Annotated in this window: 19 protein-coding genes and 1 pseudogene; 10 read left to right on the top strand and 10 right to left on the bottom strand. The window is 69.6% G+C overall.

The window, feature by feature from the left end:
• Nucleotides 1-22 precede the first annotated feature (22 nt).
• Together ACWD6R_RS24350 and ACWD6R_RS24345 are read right to left on the bottom strand one after the other, a co-directional pair.
• The gene (locus ACWD6R_RS24350; protein ID WP_406419621.1) at nt 23-1,852 is read right to left on the bottom strand and encodes a glycoside hydrolase family 3 protein; all 1,830 of its coding nucleotides are present in this window, start codon (nt 1,850-1,852) and stop codon (nt 23-25) included.
• A 214-nt stretch (nt 1,853-2,066) separates the two neighbouring features.
• Complete coding sequence (locus ACWD6R_RS24345) at nt 2,067-2,975, bottom strand: LysR family transcriptional regulator (RefSeq protein WP_451820631.1); 909 nt, start codon at nt 2,973-2,975, stop codon at nt 2,067-2,069.
• Between the two features lie 100 nt (nt 2,976-3,075).
• Between ACWD6R_RS24345 and ACWD6R_RS24340 the strand changes: the two genes are divergently transcribed.
• Nucleotides 3,076-3,984 (top strand): EamA family transporter, encoded by a 909-nt coding sequence (locus ACWD6R_RS24340; RefSeq protein ID WP_451820630.1) that lies wholly within the window; start codon nt 3,076-3,078, stop codon nt 3,982-3,984.
• Between the two features lie 14 nt (nt 3,985-3,998).
• Here ACWD6R_RS24340 and ACWD6R_RS24335 read toward each other — a convergent pair whose 3' ends face one another.
• Nucleotides 3,999-4,787: a sugar phosphate isomerase/epimerase family protein gene (locus ACWD6R_RS24335; RefSeq protein ID WP_451820629.1), complete on the bottom strand. Its 789-nt coding sequence runs from the start codon at nt 4,785-4,787 to the stop codon at nt 3,999-4,001.
• 119 nt (nt 4,788-4,906) lie between these two features.
• Nucleotides 4,907-6,010 (bottom strand): LacI family DNA-binding transcriptional regulator, encoded by a 1,104-nt coding sequence (locus ACWD6R_RS24330; protein WP_451820628.1) that lies wholly within the window; start codon nt 6,008-6,010, stop codon nt 4,907-4,909.
• A gap of 108 nt (nt 6,011-6,118) precedes the next feature.
• Here ACWD6R_RS24330 and ACWD6R_RS24325 point away from each other — a divergent pair, with 108 nt between their 5' ends.
• From ACWD6R_RS24325 to ACWD6R_RS24315, 3 genes are read left to right on the top strand one after another with little or no spacing between them, the layout of a single operon-like run.
• Nucleotides 6,119-7,270, top strand: coding sequence for a Gfo/Idh/MocA family protein (locus ACWD6R_RS24325; RefSeq protein WP_451820627.1), 1,152 nt, complete (start codon nt 6,119-6,121; stop codon nt 7,268-7,270).
• On the top strand, nt 7,267-8,412 hold the full coding sequence (locus ACWD6R_RS24320) for a dihydrodipicolinate synthase family protein (RefSeq protein WP_451820626.1): 1,146 nt from the start codon (nt 7,267-7,269) through the stop codon (nt 8,410-8,412). The genes ACWD6R_RS24325 and ACWD6R_RS24320 overlap by 4 nt, the downstream gene beginning before the upstream one ends.
• Nucleotides 8,409-9,239 carry a sugar phosphate isomerase/epimerase family protein gene (locus ACWD6R_RS24315; RefSeq protein ID WP_451820625.1) on the top strand — a complete coding sequence of 277 codons (831 nt, stop codon included), beginning with the start codon at nt 8,409-8,411 and terminating at the stop codon, nt 9,237-9,239. Before ACWD6R_RS24320 ends, ACWD6R_RS24315 begins: the two co-directional genes overlap by 4 nt.
• Before the next feature lie 267 nt (nt 9,240-9,506).
• Here the strand turns inward: ACWD6R_RS24315 and ACWD6R_RS24310 are convergent, their stop codons facing one another.
• The 4 genes from ACWD6R_RS24310 to ACWD6R_RS24295 all read right to left on the bottom strand — a co-directional run bounded on the left by ACWD6R_RS24310 (nt 9,507) and on the right by ACWD6R_RS24295 (nt 12,672).
• On the bottom strand, nt 9,507-9,986 hold the full coding sequence (locus tag ACWD6R_RS24310) for a transglycosylase SLT domain-containing protein (RefSeq protein ID WP_451820624.1): 480 nt from the start codon (nt 9,984-9,986) through the stop codon (nt 9,507-9,509).
• 530 nt (nt 9,987-10,516) lie between these two features.
• Nucleotides 10,517-10,852: a hypothetical protein gene (locus tag ACWD6R_RS24305; protein WP_451820623.1), complete on the bottom strand. Its 336-nt coding sequence runs from the start codon at nt 10,850-10,852 to the stop codon at nt 10,517-10,519.
• 241 nt (nt 10,853-11,093) lie between these two features.
• Nucleotides 11,094-11,846: a cache domain-containing protein gene (locus tag ACWD6R_RS24300; RefSeq protein WP_451820651.1), complete on the bottom strand. Its 753-nt coding sequence runs from the start codon at nt 11,844-11,846 to the stop codon at nt 11,094-11,096.
• Nucleotides 11,847-11,850: 4 nt separating this feature from the next.
• Complete coding sequence (locus ACWD6R_RS24295) at nt 11,851-12,672, bottom strand: FadR/GntR family transcriptional regulator (protein WP_451820622.1); 822 nt, start codon at nt 12,670-12,672, stop codon at nt 11,851-11,853.
• 113 nt (nt 12,673-12,785) lie between these two features.
• Here ACWD6R_RS24295 and ACWD6R_RS24290 point away from each other — a divergent pair, with 113 nt between their 5' ends.
• The 4 genes from ACWD6R_RS24290 (at nt 12,786) to ACWD6R_RS24275 (ending at nt 16,891) form a co-directional block, all read left to right on the top strand.
• On the top strand, nt 12,786-13,823 hold the full coding sequence (locus ACWD6R_RS24290; protein WP_451820621.1) for an ABC transporter ATP-binding protein: 1,038 nt from the start codon (nt 12,786-12,788) through the stop codon (nt 13,821-13,823).
• A gap of 113 nt (nt 13,824-13,936) precedes the next feature.
• Entirely contained in the window at nt 13,937-15,139 is a 1,203-nt protein-coding gene (locus ACWD6R_RS24285; RefSeq protein ID WP_451820620.1) for an ABC transporter substrate-binding protein, read from the top strand.
• Nucleotides 15,140-15,152: 13 nt separating this feature from the next.
• Nucleotides 15,153-16,037 carry an ABC transporter permease gene (locus tag ACWD6R_RS24280; RefSeq protein WP_406515784.1) on the top strand — a complete coding sequence of 295 codons (885 nt, stop codon included), beginning with the start codon at nt 15,153-15,155 and terminating at the stop codon, nt 16,035-16,037.
• Between the two features lie 38 nt (nt 16,038-16,075).
• Nucleotides 16,076-16,891 carry an ABC transporter permease gene (locus tag ACWD6R_RS24275; protein ID WP_451820619.1) on the top strand — a complete coding sequence of 272 codons (816 nt, stop codon included), beginning with the start codon at nt 16,076-16,078 and terminating at the stop codon, nt 16,889-16,891.
• 264 nt (nt 16,892-17,155) lie between these two features.
• Here ACWD6R_RS24275 and ACWD6R_RS24270 read toward each other — a convergent pair whose 3' ends face one another.
• Together ACWD6R_RS24270 and ACWD6R_RS24265 are read right to left on the bottom strand one after the other, a co-directional pair.
• Nucleotides 17,156-17,380 (bottom strand): DUF397 domain-containing protein, encoded by a 225-nt coding sequence (locus ACWD6R_RS24270; protein ID WP_451820618.1) that lies wholly within the window; start codon nt 17,378-17,380, stop codon nt 17,156-17,158.
• Nucleotides 17,367-17,876: pseudogene (locus tag ACWD6R_RS24265) on the bottom strand (DUF5753 domain-containing protein); the annotation flags it as partial. The gene ACWD6R_RS24270 and the pseudogene ACWD6R_RS24265, both read right to left, overlap by 14 nt.
• Nucleotides 17,877-17,919: 43 nt before the next feature.
• Between ACWD6R_RS24265 and ACWD6R_RS24260 the strand changes: the two are divergent.
• A complete protein-coding gene (locus ACWD6R_RS24260) occupies nt 17,920-18,273 on the top strand; it encodes a hypothetical protein (RefSeq protein ID WP_451820617.1) in 354 nt (117 codons plus the stop codon).
• An 87-nt stretch (nt 18,274-18,360) separates the two neighbouring features.
• Nucleotides 18,361-19,014, top strand: coding sequence for a hypothetical protein (locus tag ACWD6R_RS24255; RefSeq protein ID WP_451820616.1), 654 nt, complete (start codon nt 18,361-18,363; stop codon nt 19,012-19,014).
• The last annotated feature ends 12 nt before the right edge of the window (nt 19,015-19,026 follow it).

Here is a 19,026-nt window from a genome sequence, read left to right as displayed (position 1 = left end):
CACGCGCGCGTAGCCCGTCAGGTCAGTACGTCAGGCCGTAGCCGACCGGGTACAGCACCTGCGTCGGATCGTCCGCCCGCTGCACCGGCACCGGCAGTCGGCCCTCCGGTTCGGCGCGGCCCGCGATCACCCGGGCCGCGGCGCGCAGTTCGACATCCGTCCAGGAGTATGCGGCCAGGCTCGCCGCGTGGGCGGGCAGCCGGGCGATGTCGTACGGGTTCCGGATCGCGATCGTGATCACCGGGACGCCGGTCGCCACGAGGGCGCTGACCAGGGTGCGCTGGGAGCTGGTCGCCGAGACGTTGTACGTCCCCACGATCACCGCGTCCTTGCCCTGCGCGGCCGCCACCGCCTCGGCGATCTTCGCCTGGGTGGGCGCGGTGCCGGTGGACAGCGCGGTCGCCGCATACCCCAGTTCGGTGAAGGCGCCGGCGAGGGTGGTGGTCGGCGGTCCGGTGGTGCCGGACGGGGAGGCGGGATCGGCGCCGACCACGAGGAGGTTCTTGTGGGAGCGGCGGGACAGCGGCAGCACCGCACCGGTGTTGGCCAGCAGCGTGGTGGTGTGCTCGGCGATCCGGTCGGCGGCGGCGAGGTGCGACCGGGTGCCGACGGCACGGTCCACGCCCTGGTGGCTGACGAACGGGTCGTCGAACAGCCCCAGCTTCGCCTTCAGCCGCAGGATGCGCAGGATCGATTCCTCGATCCTGGCCTCGCTGATCTCGCCGCTCTTCACGGCCGCCAGAACGGCGTTCCAGGAGACGTCGAGGCTCGGCGGGTTCAGCAGCTGGTCCACACCCGCCTGCAGGGCGAGGACGGGCACGCGGTCGTCGCCGTACTTCGTGCGCACCCCCTCCATGCCGAGCGAGTCGGTGACCACGACACCGTCGTAACCGAGCTCCTCGCGCAGGATGCCGGTGAGGATCGGCCGGGACAGGGTCGCCGGGTCCTCGGCGGCGTCGAGCGCGGGGACGACGATGTGCGCGGTCATGATCGCGTCGATGCCCGCGGCGATCGCGGCGCGGAACGGCGGCGCGTCCAGCTCGTCCCACTGGTCGCGGGAGTGGTGGATGTAGGGCAGACCGGAGTGGCTGTCGGTGTTGGTGTCGCCGTGGCCCGGGAAGTGCTTGGCCGTCGAGGCGATCCCGGCGCTCTGATACCCCTTCACCTGTGCGGCGACCATCCCGGCCACGGCCTGCGGATCGGCGCCGAAGGACCGTACGCCGATCACCGGGTTGGCCGGGTTGACGTTGACGTCGGAGTCCGGGGCGTAGTTCTGGTTGATGCCGATCGCGGCGAGCTCGGCGCCCGCGATCTGCCCGGCCCGGCGTGCGTCGGAACGCGAACCGCCCGCACCGAGCGCCATCGCACCCGGCATCAGCGTGGCGGGCTCGCCGACGCGGCAGACGATGCCGTGTTCCTGGTCGGTGGAGATCAGGAGCGGCAGAGGCGTGGGACCGGCGAGACCGGCGCGCTGGATGCCGTTGGAGAGGTCGGCGATCTGGTGCGGGTCGCGGGTGTTGTGCGCCCAGGCGAAGTAGATGATGCCGCCGACGTGGTACTTGGCGATCATCTCGGCGGCGGTACGGACCCCGATCTCGGCCATGTTCGCGTTGATGTCGGCCTGGTCGGGCTCGGTGGCGGAGTGCCCGTACACCCGCATCACGAAGAGCTGGCCGACCTTCTCCTCCAGGCTCATCCGGGAGATGAGCTGCTTGAGGCGCTCGGTGGTGGAGGCGGAGGAGGCTGCGGAGGCGGCGAATGCCCCGGGGGCGGAGACCGCACCGGTCGCAACCGCTGCGGCGGTCACGGCGGTGGCGGTGAGGAGGGTGCGTCTGGAGGTGCGGTGGTGCACGTGAGCTCCTTCGGCCGTACTCAGGGGAGAGGGGGGCGGTGAAAGTAACTTCCAAAGGGCACGAATATCTAGAAAGTAACTTCCAGTCAAGGGGGTGGTCCGATAATCGGCTCGGCAACCATCAGTCCCGTCGAGGGCGTCCCTCCCATGCCCTTAAGACTATGGGGGAGATTGAGGACAAAGCGCGGCCGCAGGCCGCGCAACCCACCACCCCCTACGTCAGCCCCACCACAGCCCCCCGCGCCAGAAGCGCCCCCACCGCCACCGTGATCGCGGGCCGCCGGGCCGCCTCCGTGCGCCACAACGCGTACAGCCGCCGCACCGGTACGGGGTCCAGCGGCACCGCCACCACTCCCGCCGGCAGCGGTCCCCGCCCCAGCCGCGGGATCATCGCGACCCCGAGACCGGCGGCGAGCAGCGCCAGTTGGGTGTGGTTCTCCTCCGCCTGGTGCCGGATGTCCGGCTCGTAGCCCGCCGCCCGCAGCGTCCGTACGAGCCAGTCGTGACAGACCGTCCCCGGCGGCTGGCAGATCCACCGCTCCTTCGCCAGCTCCTCGCGCCGCACCGCGTCCCGCCCGGCGAGGCGATGCCCCTGGGGCACCAGCAGATCGCACCGGTCGTCACCGATCACCGCCTGCGCGATGCCCTCGGGGGCGGGCAACGGTGCGATGTCCCAGTCGTGCGCGACGGCGAGATCGATCACGCCCTTGGCCACCAGATCGACCGACAGATGAGGGTCGACCTCGGTCAGCCGCACGTCCAGGGCGGGGTGCTCCCGGTCCAGCTCGGCCAGCACGCCGGGCAGCAGACCGCGCGCCGCGGACGCGAAGGCGCCGATCGACAGCCGCCCCGTCGGCAGCCCCCGGCGCTCCTCCAGCGTCGTCTCGGCGCGCTCCACGATCGCCAGCAACTGCTGGGCGGTGGCGGCGAGATGGAGTGCCTCCTCGGTGAGCGCGACACCGCGCCCGCGCCGCTCCAGCAGCGTCGTGCGGGTCTCCCGCTCCAGCTTCGTGATCTGCTGGGAGACCGCCGACGGGGTGTAGCCGAGCGCGGCGGCGGCGCCCGCCACGGACCCGTGGACGGAGATGGCGTGCAGTGCGCGCAGCCGGGAAAGATCGAGCACCGGAACCTCCCGGACCTTTCTGATTCATTAGCAACGCTCAATTTCATCATGAAGAAATCCGCGCTGGTGCTACATGGTCCCGGTGGGCGATCCTCGCTCCATGCGTCCCCTCCACATCGCCCTGGCCGCCCTGGTGGCTGCCGTCTGGGGTGTCAATTTCGTCGTCATCGAGGTCGGCCTCGGGCACTTCCCGCCGCTGCTCTTCTCCGCCCTCCGTTTCCTGGTCGCGGCGCTGCCCGCGGTCTTCTTCGTCGGGCGGCCCAAGGTCGCGTGGAAGTGGATCGTGGGCGTCGGACTCGTCCTCGGAGTGGCGAAGTTCGGGCTGCTCTTCATCGGCATGGACCGGGGGATGCCCGCCGGGCTCTCCTCCCTGGTGCTTCAGGTCCAGGCGGTCTTCACGGCCCTCTTCGCGGCCGTGGCGCTCGGCGAACGGCCGGGCGGAGTACGAGTGTTGGGGATGGGGATCGCGCTGGTCGGTATCGGGGTCGCGGCGGTGGACGAGGGCGCGAGCGGCCCCGTGCTCGCCTTCGTGCTGGTGATCGTGGCGGCGGCCTGCTGGGGCGTGTCGAACGTCCTGACCCGCAAGGCCGCCCCGCCGGACTCCCTCAACTTCATGGCGTGGGTCTCGACCGTGCCCGTCCTGCCGCTGCTCGGTCTCTCCCTCCTCTTCGAGGGCTGGGACCGCGACGCCGACGCGCTGGCCGCACTGGACTGGAGCGGCGTCGGCATCATCGTCTACGTCGCCTGGATCACCACGGTCTTCGGCTTCGGGGCGTGGGGTTTCCTGCTGCGCCACCACCCGGCGTCGTCCGTGGCCCCGTTCACCCTGCTCGTCCCGGTCTTCGGGATGTCCTCGGCCGCGCTGTTCCTCGGCGAGTCGGTGAGCCCGCTGCGGTGGTGCGCCGCGGCGCTGCTGGTGGGCGGGGTGGCGCTGACATCGCTGGCGGGGACGCGACGGCCGCGGGCCGCGGCGGCGGAGACGCCGGAACGGCAGCCCGCGCGCGCCTGAACCCGGGCCGGCCCCTACTGCTTGGGCGCGCCCAGGCGGAGCAGGTGCTCGCGCCCCGCGCTCAGCAGTCCCGGCAGCTCGGCCGCGCCCGGGTGCCAGCGCTTCTCGTACTCCCAGCAGACCCAGCTGTCCGCGTCCAGCATGTCCAGGCAGGCACCCAGCGGCAGCACCCCGGCGCCGAGGGGCAGCGGAGTGACATCGTCCGCCGACGCGACGTCCTTCACCTGGACGTATCCCAGGTGCGGGGCGAGCACCGCATGGCTCGCGACCGGCTCCTCGCCCGCCAGCCAGGTGTGCATGATGTCCCACAGCGCACCGACCTGCCGGTGTCCGACCGTCCCGGCGATCCGGGCCACATCGGCACCGGCCCGGTGCGAGTCATGGGTCTCCAGCAGGATCCGTACGCCCAGGCCGGCGGCGTAGGGGGCGGCGGCGCCCAGCCGGCGGGCGGCGTTCGCATCGGCCACCTCCGGGTCCAGCCCACCGCCACCGGGGAAGACCCGGACGTGGGCGGCGCCCAGATCCCGCGCCAGCTCCACCAGCCCGGCGAGCTCGTCCAGCACCGGCTGGTCGTCCCCCTCGGCGGCGACCCGGACGTACCCGGCGACGGTCAGGATCTCGACGCCGCCCTTCTTGAACTCCTCGGCCACGTCGGCACGTTCGGCCGAGGAGAGCCCCGGGTGCACCGGCTCCTCGGGGTGGGCGCGCAGCTCCACCCCCTGGTAGCCGTGGTCGACGGCGAGCCGGATGACGTCGGCGATCGGCATCCCCGGTACTCCGAGGGTCGAGAAGGCGAGCTTCACGTGTGTTCCTTCCGTCGGTACCTGCCCCTGCGCCGTACGGACCGGACAGCGGCCCGCACATCATCGGCCCATGGCGCGCGGTACGCGTACCCCGGACCGGGGCGCGGAACCCGGCCGCGTCACTTCCGCGGCGGCGCCGTCGACCCCCGCACCATCAGCTCCGCCGCGATCGTCGCGATGCCTCCGGGTGGCGGTGTCTCCCTGCCCATCGCCAGCCGGCCGGCCCGCGCCCCCGCATCGAACAGCGGCAGCCGTACGGTCGTCAGGGCCGGGACCGCGTCCACCGAGAACGGCAGGTCGTCGAAACCGGCCACGGAGATGTCCTCGGGGATACGCAGACCGCGGTCCCGGATCGCCGCGCTCGCGCCCAGGGCCACGGTGTCGTTGGCGGCGACGATCGCCGTCATCTCCGGTTCGCGGCGCAGGAGTTCGAGCGTCGCGTCGTAACCTGACCGGCGGTCGTACGGGCCGTGCACGGTGAGACGGTCCTCGTCCCGGGCATGTGCCAGGCGTCCTTCCGGGGTCGTGTCGTCCCCGTACAGGCCCGCCGCCGCCATCGCGTCGCGGTGCCCTTCCAGCCGGTGGCGCGTCGTCGTCCGCTCCACCGGGCCCGCGACATAGCCGATCCGCCGGTGGCCGAGCGTCAGCAGATGCTCGGTGAGGCGCCGGCCGCCGCCCCGGTTGTCGAAGGCGAGCGCCGCCACGACCGCTTCGCCCTCGGGCAGCGGGGGTCGCCCGCACAGCACCACCCTGGTCCCGGCGTCCGCGAGTTTCGCCAGCTTCGCCGCCATCGCCGCCTGGTGCGCCGGGTCCTCCACCGCGCCGCCGGTGAGAACGACGGCCGCGGCGCGCTGGCGCTGGAGCAGGGTGAGGTAGGTGAGTTCGCGTGCGGGGGAGCCGCCGGTGTTGCAGACAACGGCGAGCTTCTCGCCGCCGGCCCGCCCGGAGCCGTCGCCCGGCCCGCCGATCTCGCTCTGCGCCGCCCCGGCCATGATCCCGAAGAACGGGTCGGCGATGTCGTTGACCAGGATGCCGACCAGGTCGGACGTGGCGGCGGCGAGCGAGCTGGCCGGTCCGTTGAGTACGTAGTCCAGGTCGTCCACCGCGCGCAGCACCCGCTCCCGGGTGGACGCCGCCACCGGGTAGTTGCCGTTGAGCACACGCGACACGGTGGCGGGCGACACCCGGGCGCGAGCCGCCACGTCCGCGAGGGTGACTGTCATCGCTTCCTCCGAGGGTTTTGGACGGAGCCCTCTTGTCCGGGCCGCTGTCGGCAGGCTAGCGTCATACCGCATAGAAAGCGCTTGCTACGGCTGTATGGGGGGAATTTCGTGACACGCAGGACAGTGCGCATCGCCATGAACGGCGTCACGGGTCGCATGGGATACCGGCAGCACCTGGTGCGCTCGATCCTCGCGATCCGCGAGCAGGGCGGCCTCGACCTCGGCGACGGCGAGGTGCTGTGGCCCGAACCCGTCCTCGTCGGCCGCCGCGCCCACGCGCTGGAGGAACTCGCCGGCCGGCACGGTCTGACCGAGTGGTCGACCGACCTCGACGCGGTCCTCGCGGACGAGCGCATCGACATCTACTTCGACGCCCAGGTCACCTCGGCCCGCGTGGAAGCGGTCAAGAAGGCGATCGCCGCGGGCAAGCACATCTACACCGAGAAGCCCACCGCGACGGACGTCGAGGGCGCCCTGGAGCTGGCCCGCCTCGCCGAGGACGCCGGGATCAAGCACGGCGTCGTCCAGGACAAGATCTTCCTGCCGGGCCTGCTGAAGCTGAAGCGCCTCATCGACGGCGGTTTCTTCGGCGAGATCCTTTCCGTGCGCGGCGAGTTCGGCTACTGGGTCTTCGAAGGCGACTGGCAGGAGGCCCAGCGCCCCTCCTGGAACTACCGTGCCGAGGACGGCGGCGGCATCGTCGTCGACATGTTCCCGCACTGGGAGTATGTGCTCCACGAGCTGTTCGGCCAGGTCGAGACCGTTCAGGCGCACGTCCGGACGCACATCCCGCGGCGCTGGGACGAGCAGGGCAAGCCGTACGCCGCCACCGCCGACGACGCCGCCTACGGCATCTTCCAGCTGGCCGGTGGCGCCGTCGCCCAGATCAACTCCTCCTGGACCGTCCGCGTCAACCGCGACGAACTCGTCGAGTTCCAGGTCGACGGAACGCACGGCTCCGCCGTTGCCGGGCTGCGCAACTGCCGCGTCCAGCACCGCTCGGCCACCCCCAAGCCGGTCTGGAACCCCGACCTCCCGGTCACCGAGTCGTTCCGCGACCAGTGGCAGGAAGTCCCCGACAACGCCGTCTTCGACAACGGCTTCAAGGCCCAGTGGGAGCTCTTCCTGCGCCACGTCGTGCTCGACGAGCCGTACACCTGGGACCTGATGGCCGGCGCCCGCGGTGTCCAGCTCGCCGAGCTCGGGCTCAAGTCCTCCGCCGAGGGCCGACGCCTGGACGTACCGGAGCTGACGCTGTGACGATCCATCTCCCGCAGGGCCCGTACGAACCCCGCACCACCCCGCTCGACCTCGCACCGGCCGGGGCTCCGCTCGCCTCCCGCACGGTCTTCTCCGCCGCCCATGTCGTTGCCGACCCGTACGCCGACATCAGCCCCGACGACCCCGCGGCCGTCGACTGGGACGCCACCCTCGCCTTCCGCCGCCACCTGTGGTCGCACGGCCTCGGCGTCGCCGAAGCCATGGACACCGCTCAGCGCGGCATGGGCCTGGACTGGTCCGGCGCCGCCGAGCTCATCTGCCGCTCCGCCGCCGAGGCGAAGGCGGTCGGCGGCCGCCTCGCGTGCGGCGTCGGCACCGACCAGCTCCCCGCAGGGCCCGCCACGCTCGCCGAGGTGAAGGCCGCGTACGAGGAGCAGCTCACCCTCGTCGAGGAGAGTGGTGCCCAGGCCGTCCTGATGGCGTCCCGTGCGCTCGCCGCCGCGGCGAACGGCCCCGAGGACTACCGGGAGACGTACGCACACCTGCTGCGCCAGGCCTCGGAGCCGGTCGTCCTGCACTGGCTCGGCCCGATGTTCGACCCCGCGCTGGAGGGCTACTGGGGCTCGTCGGACCTCGACGCCGCCACCGACACCTTCCTGAAGGTCATCGCCGAACACCCCGACAAGGTCGACGGCATCAAGATCTCGCTCCTCGACGCCGAGCGCGAGATCGACGTACGCCGCCGCCTTCCCGGCGAGGTCCGCTGCTACACCGGCGACGACTTCAACTACCCCGAGCTGATCGCGGGCGACGACCGGGGCTTCAGCCACGCCCTGCTCGGCATCTTCGACCCGCTCGGCCCGCTGGCCGCCCACGCCGTACGCGTCCTGGACACCGGGGACGTGAAGGGCTTCCGCGAACTCCTCGACCCCACGGTCGAGCTGTCCCGGCACCTCTTCCAGGCTCCCACCCGCTTCTACAAGACGGGCGTGGTCCTCCTCGCGTGGCTGGCCGGCCACCAGGACCACTTCACGATGGTCGGCGGCCTCCAGTCCGCCCGCTCACTGCCCCACCTGGCGAAGGCGTACGAACTCGCCGACCGGCTGGGCCTGTTCCCCGACCCGGAGCTGGCCGAATCCCGGATGCGCGCCCTGCTCACGGTCCACGGAGGTGCCCGGTGACGGACCTGTCGCGCCTCAGCATCAACCAGGAGACCATCAAGCAGTGGTCGCTGCCCGAGCTCACCGAGGGCTGCGTCAAGGCGGGCATCGACAAGGTCGGCCTGTGGCGGTCACCTGTCCAGGAGTACGGAATCGAGCGCACCGCGCAGCTCCTGAAGGACGCGGGCCTGACCGTCACCAGCCTCTGCCGGGGCGGCTTCTTCACCGCGCTCGACCCGGCCGAACGGGCGCGTGCCCTGGACGACAACCGCGCCGCGATCGACGAGGCGGCGGCCCTGTCCACCGGCACCCTGGTCCTGGTCTCCGGCGGCCTCCCGCCCGGCAGCCGCGATCTCCACGGCGCCCGCGAACGCATCGCGGAAGCGCTCGCCGAGCTGGGACCGTACGCGCAGGAACGCGGCGTACGCCTGGCGATCGAACCGCTGCACCCGATGTTCGCCTCGGACCGCTGCGTCGTCTCCACCCTGTCCCAGGCCCTGGACATCGCGGAGCGATTCCCGGCGGAGCAGGTCGGCGTGGTCGTCGACACGTACCACATCTGGTGGGACGACCAGGCGGCCGCACAGATCGCGAGGGCCGGGGAGGGCGGCCGTATCCACTCGTTCCAGCTGGCGGACTGGATCACCCCGCTCCCGGCGGGCGTACTCGTCGGGCGGGGGCAACTCGGCGACGGGAGCGTCGACTTCCGCGCATTCCGCGGAATGGTCGAGGCCACCGGCTTCGACGGACCGATCGAGGTGGAGATCTTCAACGAGGACCTGTGGGCGCGCGACGGCGCCGAAGTCCTCGCGGAGGTTGCGGCGCGGTACGCCGAGCACGCCTGCTGAGAGCGGGTTCGAATCGGCTGGGCAAAGACATCGCAAAGGGATGCAACCCTTCTGCCCCCTGACGGGTCGTACCTTGCGTCGGAAGCTTCCGGGGGAGGGATCCGGGGGGATCGGGAAGCTCCGACGGAGGGGAAAAGCGAGAGGGGTCCGGTCTTATGACCGGACCCCATTTCGCTTTACCGGGCCCATCCCGTACGCCTTTTGCAGCAGGTCGGCCCGGACCGGGCCGACTCGGTGGCCGTCGAGACCGGCTTCATCGCAAGCTGATCAGTAGGCCGAGTTGACGTTGTCGATCGAGCCGTAGCGGTGGGCCGCGTAGTTGCAGGCGGCGGTGATGTTGGCGACCGGGTCGTAGATGTTCCACGAGGTGCCGGGGACGTGGTACGCCTTGAAGGTCGGGTCTATGACCTGGAGCAGACCCTTGGACGGGATGCCCTTGGCGGCATTCGAGTCCCAGTTGTTGATGGCGTTCGGGTTGCCGCTCGACTCGCGCATCAGGTTGCGGTGGATCCCGTGGTAGGAGCCCGGGATGCCCTGCGCCCGCATGATCTCCAGTGACTGGTTGATCCAGGTGCTGACACTGCCGCCGGACTGGGCAGGGGCGGCGGCAGGGGCAGCGGCAGAGGCGGCCGGAGCGCCGACGAGAGAACCGGCGACGACTGCGGCGCCGGCGGCGGCCATGCCCAGCGAGATCTTCTTGGTCTGGGTCATGTGAGCGAACTTCTTGGACATCGCGGAGATTTTCATCGGAAATTACCTCTTCCGTGGGGATGCCAAGAATTCTTAAACGGGGTTTAAGTTTCGGTCAATGACCCTCATTACTATCTAGATACGTACATGGAACGGGCAACGGTGTCCGAAATGGCCGTAAATGGGCCGCGGGACCGCCTCTTTGCCCTACTAAGTCGCATCATGGTGACGCGCGTCATATCGCCCATGTCACGCGACAGAAGCGTCAAAGTACCCCAAAACGGACATGGGTGTATTGCCTGCGCCAACCAAAGAGCCCTCTATTTCGCTTCGCCACGCGTAATGAATAAAAAGCGCAATGTAATGAAAGCGCGGTCGGCCCATTCAAAGCGGCCTGGGAGCCCGAGGGAGTAGGCGCCGATCACCTCCGGACCATCCGGCTCGTCCGAAGCAGGTGGCTGTGGATCGGCCTGGCCCCGTATGCGAGCGAGGATGACGTCGCCCAGCTGCTGGACGGCCTCAGGGGCTTCCTGGGCCAGGAGTGCTGAGCCGGACCGAGCCGGCGCCCCGGCACCGGTCTCAGCGGGTCACCACCGGTCGCCGACGCGCACCTTGTTCCACCGGCTCTTGGATATGCACAGCTCGTGTGCGTCGTCGTCCAGCTCGATCTGCCAGCACGCCGGATGCCGGTGCGAGACACGGTGGGTACCGGTCCGCACCGTGCGGCACGACTTCTTGGTCTTGCCGTTGCTCCGGGACGTGGTGCACTCCCTCTTCGTGACCGGCTCGGTCGTCCACGTGGTGCGGGCCGGCTTGTATTCCTTCTCGGTTATGGTGCCGTGCACCTTGCTGCTGCCACAGGAGGCCAGCAGCAGTACGGTCACGGGCACCGCGGCCAGGGCGGCGATCCGGCGGAAAGGCATGGGCAGGTCCTCTGCAGCAAAGGGGGCGATGCCGGGCCGGGTCGGGAAGGTGGCGACGGCGCTGGTCAGCGCAGAATCATAGGGACGGCCGCCTGCGCGCCGCCAGACCACCCGGCGGAACGACGGTCGCTCCCCGGCGGGCAGACCGTGCGGGCTCCGTCTGGGCGGCGTACAGGGACTGGTAGCGGGCGAGCCGGGTGTCCTCGAGCAGCGGTGCCGGCAGCTCCAGCCCGGCCTGCGCTTACGCGGAGCGTGGCGCGGTGGGACTCGCTGTCACCAGGAGGAGCGGAACGCCGTCGCAGGGCCGTAGTTGGAGTCCGCCGTGTTCGATGCCAGTGGTCCGGCCGGTCAGTACCGTCTCGAAGATCGGGTCCTTGGTGAGCGAGCCGACCAGGTGGTGGGGGTCGGTGGAGGCGGCGACCCGGCCGCGTGCGTTCACCAGGCGGGCGGGTTCCGGCAGGCGTTGGAGCAGAGGCATGACGACCGCTTCGAAGCGCCGCAGGTAGACGTCGGCAGCCGTAACTCCCATGAAGCGTCCTTTGACCGTCACCGGTGCGGAGAGGGTGAGGCTGTATTCGTCGGAGCAGAGGTAGTCGACGTACGGCCCGGCGACGGCCCGCTGCCCGGTGTCGCGGGGCAGGGTGTACCAGTCCCAGTGGGTGTAGTCGGAGTACGGCGAGCGCTCCGGGTCCAGGTCGAGCAAGAGCGGATGCACGGCCCCGTCCACGGCGGTCTGCCACCACTCGAGCCACGCCGGTACGTCGTCGAGCAGTCCTGGCGCCGCGACGAAGCCGAGCCCCGAGACCAGTTCGTACCGGGCGAGGCGGGCATGCAGGCCGGGGCGGAGCGCGGCCAGATCGGCCGAGACCGGACGGCGGCCGGCCGCGAAGGCCGGGGCGAGCACCGCCTCGGTGTCCGCAGCAGTCCTGGCCACGGCGTCGAAGACTCCTTCGAGCGCGTCACGGACACGGGTGGCCGCGTCGGCGACGGCCATCTCGTCACGTAGGACCGGTCCGGCCTCGCTTGCGAGACGGGGACTGCTGCCCATCGGGGGCCTCCTTCGGACGTGGACCGCGCGCACCGTCGGCAGAGCCGAGGCGGAGTTCGATCAGGCGCGCCATGGAGGCCTGCACGCATTGTTCGGCCAGGGCCCTGGCACGGTCATCCGCCCCATCATGCACGGCCGAGATTACGGCGCGGTGACGATCCACGGAGTCCTTGAGATGCTCGTCCTCGCCGAGCGGGAGGCGCAGCAGTGCCCCCAGTTCGGTCTGGAGAGTGACCTCTTCCCTGGTCAGCCGGGCGGACTGGGCGGCCGCGGCCAGCTCGACATGGAAGCGCCCGACGATGCGACTGCGCGCCCCGGAGTCCTTGGCGTCCACCAACTCTCCCAGAGACCTGCGCAGTTGCTGCAGATCATCGGGCTCGGTGCGCTGGGCTGCGAGCCGGGCGGCGGTCCCGGACACGGCCGCCCAGTGGTCGGCGAGATCGCGGAGTTCCTCGGTGCTCCACTCGGCGAGACGGGCCAGGAGCCGGTCCTCCGCGGGGCCGTCGGGCACGGTGACGAAGCTGCCTCCGCCGCGCCCTCTGCGGGTGGTGACCAGCCCCTGCTGCCGCAACGCCATCAGGGCTTCCCGCAGGGTCACGGTGGAGACGCCGAGCTGGGCCGCAAGGTCGGTCTCGCCGGGGAGTTGCTCGCCGTCGGCGAGCAGCCCGAGGTCGATGGCGTCACCGAGCCGCCGCACGACGGCGTCCACGCGGGCCAGGGTGTCGACGGGTGTGAAGACGACTCTGCGGGCGCCGGGTTTGTCTCGGTTCACGCTCACCACCTTGCCACTTGGCACAGCCTTTACCTTAGCGGGGTCTTGAAATTAGAACTATGACTTCATATGTTTACGGCCAACTCCCGACAGCACCAGAAAGGTTCCCGCCCATGGAGGGAATGGCCATTCGGCTGCAGAACCTGCGCAAGACGTTCGGCAGGACGGAGGCCGTGGCCGGAGTCGAACTGGAGATCGCGGACGGCGAGTTCTTCTCGATGCTGGGACCGTCCGGCTCCGGCAAGACCACGGTGCTCCGGATGATCGCCGGGTTCGAGGCCCCCACCAGCGGAACCGTCGAGCTCGCGGGCTCCGATGTCACCCGTCTGGCGCCCTTCGAGCGCGACGTGCACACCGTCTTCCAGGACTACGCGCTCTTCCCGCACATGACCGTGGAGCAGAACGTCGCCTACAGCCTCAAGGTCCGCAAAGTGCCCAAGCCCGAGCGCCTGAAGCAGGCCAGGGAGGCTCTGGCGAGCGTACGTCTCGCGGACTTCGGCACCCGCCGCCCGTCCCAGCTCTCCGGAGGCCAGCGCCAGCGCGTGGCGCTGGCCCGCGCCCTGGTCGGCCGGCCGAAGGTGCTGCTGCTCGACGAGCCGCTGGGCGCCCTCGACCTCAAGCTGCGCGAGCAGATGCAGGTCGAGCTCAAGGCGATCCAGCGCGAGGTCGGCATCACCTTCGTCTTCGTCACCCACGACCAGGAGGAGGCGCTGACGATGAGCGACCGGATCGCGGTCTTCAACCAGGGGCGCGTCGAGCAGGTCGGCACTCCGGCCGAGATATACGAACGTCCCGCCACGCCGTTCGTCGCCGGCTTCGTCGGTACGTCGAACCTGCTGACCGACGACGCCGCGGAGCAGGTCGTGGGCGACCGGGCGACGTACAGCATCCGGCCGGAGAAGATCCGCGTACTCAAGGAATCAGCACTCGCCGACGAGCCGCGGCACTCCCGTGCCACCGGCACCGTCGCGGAGGTCGTCTACCTGGGGGACGCCACCCGCTTCCTGGTGGACCTCGACGCAGGCGGCCGGCTCACCGCCCTCCAGCAGAACCTGGAGACCTCGTCCGAGGACGTCGCCGCCTTCCGCGGCTCCCGGGTCACGCTCCAGTGGCACCAACGGCACAACTTCAGGGTCCCTGGGACCCGGTGACCGCGCGGACACGCGCAACACAACCTCCGGGCCCCTGAAGCCCGGTGACCGTACGCACCCGCACAACCCTTCCCCGCCCTTCCCCGCCCTTCCCCCCGTCCGTGGAGATCCCTGTGCGTCTGAACCGAACGTCCCGAGCAGCGGCCGCGCTCGGCGCCCTGCTCCTTGCCACCGCCTGCGGTTCTTCGGACACCGCAGGGACATCGCCCGGCGGCAGCGGCTTCACCCCGCCGAAGCTCACCGCGCAGAAGTCCCTCGGCAAGACGGAGGGGCAGGTGAACCTGATCGCCTGGGCCGGGTACGCCGAGGACGGCTCGAACGACCCGAAGGTCGACTGGGTCACCGACTTCGAGAAGCAGACCGGCTGTCAGGTCAACACCAAGACCGCAGGCACCTCCGACGAGATGGTCAGCCTGATGAAGACCGGCCAGTACGACGCGGTCTCGGCCTCCGGCGATGCGTCGCTGCGCCTGATCGCGTCCGGCGACGCCGCACCCGTCAACACCGAGCTGGTACCCAACTACAAGGACGTCTTCTCCGGGCTCAAGGGCCAGCAGTGGAACTCGGTCAAGGGTGTCTCCTACGGCATCCCGCACGGCCGTGGCGCCAATCTCCTGATGTACAACACGAAGAACGTCTCCCCGGCACCCGACTCCTGGTCCGCGGTCTTCGACAAGTCCTCGGCGCACAAGGGGAAGGTCACGGCGTACGACTCGCCCATCTACATCGCGGACGCCGCCCTGTACCTGATGAAGAGCAAGCCGTCCCTCGGCATCAAGGACCCGTACGCCCTGGACCAGAAGCAGTTCGACGCCGCGGTCGCCCTGCTCAAGGAGCAGAACGCGAACGTCGGCGAGTACTGGAGCGACTACCTCAAGGAGGTCTCCGCCTTCAAGAGCGGTGACTCCGTGGTCGGCACCAGCTGGCAGGTCATCCTGAACACCGCCCAGGCCGAGAAGGTCCCGGTCGAGGCCGTCCTTCCCAAGGAGGGCGCCACCGGCTGGTCCGACACCTGGATGATCTCCGCGAAGGCGAAGCACCCGAACTGCGCCTACAAGTGGATGGACTGGATCGTCTCCCCGAAGGTGAACGCCCAGGTCGCCGAGTACTTCGGCGAGGCCCCCTCCAATGCCAAGGCGTGTGCGGAGACCGCCGACAAGAACCACTGCACCACGTATCACGCGGCCGATGAGTCGTACTGGAAGCAGGTCCACTTCTGGACCACGCCCATCCCGCAGTGCGTGGACGGACGTACGGACACCACGTGCGTGCCGTACACCAAGTGGGTCCAGGCCTGGACCGAGATCAAGGGCTGAGGGTCACCCGCCGATGACCGACACCGCGCATGCCGCCGGACCCGTCCGGCGGCTCGCCGGGATCCTGCACCGACGCCCCCGGCTGCAGCTGTCCCTGCTGCTCTCCGCGCCGCTGGCCTGGCTCGTCCTGGCCTACCTCGGCTCGCTCACCGTGCTGTTCCTGTCCGCGTTCTGGACCACGGACGCCTTCACCTCGAACGTGGTGAAGATCTGGAACACGGACAACTTCACCGCGCTGTTCACCACCGACGTCTACCGGCAGGTCGCCCTGCGCAGTGTCGGCGTCGCCCTCGCGGTCACCGTGCTGTGTGTCCTGATCGCCTTTCCCGTCGCTTTCTACACGGCCCGCATCGCGCAGCCCAGGTGGCGGCCGCTCCTCGTCGTGGCGATCCTTACTCCGTTGTGGGCCAGTTACCTCGTCAAGGCGTACGCCTGGCGACTCATTCTCGCCCAAGGCGGCCTGCTCGACTGGCTGTTGGGGCCGCTCGGCATCAAAGGGCCCGGTTACGGTCTGACCGCGACCGTCCTCGTGCTGACGTACCTGTGGCTGCCGTACATGGTCCTGCCGATCCACGCCGGACTCGAGCAGCTCCCGGCCAACCTCCTGGACGCCTCCGCCGACCTCGGCGCCCGCACCGGCAGAACCTTCCGTGCCGTGGTGCTGCCGATGGTCCTTCCGTCCGTCGCGGCCGGCTCGGTCTTCACCTTCTCGCTCAGCCTCGGCGATTACATCGCCGTGCAGATTGTCGGCGGCAAGACCCAGCTCATCGGCAATCTCGTCTACTCCAACATCACTCTGGACCTGCCGCTGGCCGCCGCGCTCGGCACAGTGCCGGTGGTCATCATCGTGCTCTATCTGCTCGCGGTGCGCCGCACCGGAGCCCTCAGCAGCCTCTGACGGTCCGCATCGCATCACGCACAGCGAAGGTCCCTACGATGAATCTCTCCCGCCCCGCGCGCATCACCGTGCGCATCGCCGCCGGGCTCGGCTTCGCGGTGATTTACGTCCCGCTGCTCTTGGTCCTCGTCAACTCCCTCAACCCGGACCGTAGTTCGGGCTGGCCGCCGCCCGGACTCACCTTCGACTGGTGGGTCGATGCCTGGCACAGCTCCGGCGCCCGCGGCGCGCTGTGGACCTCACTCAAGGCCGGGCTCGGCGCGACCGCGATCGCCCTGGTCCTCGGCACGCTCGTCGCCTTCGCCTGCCAGCGCTACAAGTTCTTCGGACGCGAGGCCATCTCCTTCGTGGTCGTCCTGCCGATCGCGCTGCCCGGCATCGTCACCGGCGTCGCGCTCAACACCGCCTTCCGCACGATCCTCGAACCGCTCGGCGTGGGCCTCGGCCTGTTCACCGTCATCGTCGGACACGCCACCTTCTGCATCGTGGTCGTCTTCAACAACGTGATCGCCCGGCTGCGCCGGATGCCGGGATCGTACGAGGAGGCCGCCATGGACCTCGGGGCGCACACCTTCCGTACGTTCGTCGACGTCACCTTCCCGCTGGTGCGCTCCGCGCTCGTCGCGGGCGGGCTCCTCGCCTTCGCACTCTCCTTCGACGAGATCGTCGTGACGACCTTCACCGCAGGGCCCGGCGTCCAGACCCTCCCCGTCTGGATCTTCTCCAACATGGCCCGGCCCCAACAGGCACCCGTCGTCAACGTCGTCGCCGCCGTCCTGGTCCTGCTCTCCGTCATACCGATCTATCTCGCCCAACGGCTGTCGTCGGACACCGCCTCCGGCAGCCGTATCTGAGAGGAGCAGCTCCCACGTCTCAAGAAGCTTCCTGGGCACCAAGGTCGTCGCCCGGGCTGCCTTCATCGGCTTCGCCGCCGAACTCGCAGGTGATCTCGCGGTCGGCGGCAGTCCGGAGCCGAGATAGCGGCGGATGCCCTGCATCATCGAACAGCAGCCGAAGCGGCTCGTCGAGGTCCCCGGGCTCGGGCCGAAGCGGACGAAGATGATCGTCGCCGACTGGGAGGCCGCTATGGCGAGACCGGTTGCGAGGCACGGCACGGGTCAGATGGTGATGTGGCCGCTTTTGACTGCGCCGACGAACGACGACCAGCCGTCGGCGGAGAAGACGAGGGCGGGGCCGTTCGGGGTCTTGCTGTCGCGGACGGGGACGGCGGCGTAGCCACCGGCCACCTCAAGGCACTCGCCCTGACCGCCACCGCTGTAGCTGGACTTGAACCACCCGGTGAGCGTGGACGAGTCCAAGACAGTGTGCTTACTGTTGACCATGTTCATGTTCCTCCGCTGCTGCCCGCACAAGAGCCACTGATTCCTGGTGCGACATCGCATCGCTCAAGGCGAGATCGTAGGCCGTCCTGCTGGCCTTCACCAGAGCCGGATCGTCCATCAGATGCCCTGTCAAGAAGCCCTCGACATAAGCCACAGGTCCGGCGTCCTCGAAGCCCATCAGCGACAGCAGGCTCTCTTGCAGTGAATGGGCCCCCGCGCTGAACGGCAGCACATGCAGCCGCAGCCGTCCGGCCTCGGCCATGTCCGCGATCTTGCGCAGCTGCTCCGCCATGACCTGCGGCCCGCCGACCTGACGCCTGAGCACGGCCTCGTCCAGCATGGTCCACAGGACAGGGTTCAACGGGCCGTCGAGGATATGGGCACGCTCGGTCCGGATGACGACATCTCTGTCAAGGTCCTCCTGTCGATGGTTCGGCCGGTACGCGCGAAAGAGCGCACGCGCGTAGCCGTCCGTCTGGAGCAGGCCGGGCACCAGAAAACATCAGGCCCCGGCCCGCCCGCGGAGCCGAGGCCGCCGCGTGAACGGGGAGCAGTGCGAAGGCCACACGTTCAGGCTGCTGCCCTGGACGGAGGCGGAGGGCAAGCCGAGTTACGTCCTGGGGGACGGTACGGGCTACGTGTCACGGATGGCCGACGGCATCGAGAGCGTCCAACTCGGCATGGCGGGCGATCTGCTCGACCACGCCGCCGAACTGCTGGCGGACCAAAGGGTCACGGGGCCGGAGCTCCACTTCCTCGCCAGCCGGCTGAGCGAGTCGCTGCGAGAGGTCAAGAGAGTCGCGGAGAGCCGGGGTACGCGACTGGACACGACGGGGCCCGTTCCGGACAACGACAGGCCGAGGCAACGAGAACCGGACATCGATATCCGATGAGTTCGTAAGCCACTTGACGAGCTCCCGGGCTGTCACCAAACCTGTTCACGCAGCTCAGAGAACATGTGGCAGTACGGGGGCTCATCGATGGCCATTCCCAGGCCGCACACCAGCCAGTTCGAGGCGTTCACCACGAACATCGCCTACGCCCGCAAGATGGTCGATGCCGGGCGATACCTGGCCCCCTTTCGACCGGCGGCGGTCGACGTCGACGACTTCTACCGGGCCGCCTGGGTCCAGGCCGTGGCTGCCATCGACCACTGGTTCCACGAGGAGCTCTTCCGTCGCGTCGCCGAACTGGCCGCCAAGGACAGCCCCGACATGCCGCTGCAACTCCAGAACTACGAGATCCCTCTGCACCGGGTCGAGGTCGTGCAGCGAGGTGAGGTCGCGCTGGCCGAGGTGGTCGTCGAGCACGTCAAGGAGAAGTGGGGCAGTGCCTCGCTCCAGAACCCACGCAAGATCTCGGACGTGTTGAAACTGGTCACCGACAAGAACATCTGGCAGGGCGCGGCCGCACAGATCAATGCCTGGCAGGGCAACCGCACCGCGTACACGGAGAAGACGCTGAAGGCCCAGTACGTCACCATCACGGACCGCCGCAACAAGATCGCGCACGACGCTGACCTGGTGGACGGAGACCTCAAGCAGCGACGCCCCATCACCGAGCCCGATGTCACGGATGCGATCAACTGGATCGACCGCATCGCCCTGGCTGTGGCGCACGTGCTCGACACCTGAGCCCGGCGCGGA

The organism is Streptomyces sp. NPDC005151, assembly GCF_053599875.1.
The sequence above is the reverse complement of the archived record's forward strand: the minus strand, read 5'-3'. Positions and strand labels throughout refer to the sequence as shown.

Coding starts and splice junctions, on each gene's coding strand:
- ACWD6R_RS24280 (WP_406515784.1), top strand. CDS start 15,153: ATGACCGACACCGCGCATGCCGCCGGACCCGTCCGGCGGCTCGCCGGG.
- ACWD6R_RS24270 (WP_451820618.1), bottom strand. CDS start 17,380: ATGGTCAACAGTAAGCACACTGTCTTGGACTCGTCCACGCTCACCGGG.
- ACWD6R_RS24305 (WP_451820623.1), bottom strand. CDS start 10,852: ATGCCTTTCCGCCGGATCGCCGCCCTGGCCGCGGTGCCCGTGACCGTA.
- ACWD6R_RS24340 (WP_451820630.1), top strand. CDS start 3,076: ATGCGTCCCCTCCACATCGCCCTGGCCGCCCTGGTGGCTGCCGTCTGG.
- ACWD6R_RS24275 (WP_451820619.1), top strand. CDS start 16,076: ATGAATCTCTCCCGCCCCGCGCGCATCACCGTGCGCATCGCCGCCGGG.
- ACWD6R_RS24300 (WP_451820651.1), bottom strand. CDS start 11,846: ATGGCCGTCGCCGACGCGGCCACCCGTGTCCGTGACGCGCTCGAAGGA.
- ACWD6R_RS24290 (WP_451820621.1), top strand. CDS start 12,786: ATGGAGGGAATGGCCATTCGGCTGCAGAACCTGCGCAAGACGTTCGGC.
- ACWD6R_RS24255 (WP_451820616.1), top strand. CDS start 18,361: ATGGCCATTCCCAGGCCGCACACCAGCCAGTTCGAGGCGTTCACCACG.
- ACWD6R_RS24330 (WP_451820628.1), bottom strand. CDS start 6,010: ATGACAGTCACCCTCGCGGACGTGGCGGCTCGCGCCCGGGTGTCGCCC.
- ACWD6R_RS24310 (WP_451820624.1), bottom strand. CDS start 9,986: ATGAAAATCTCCGCGATGTCCAAGAAGTTCGCTCACATGACCCAGACC.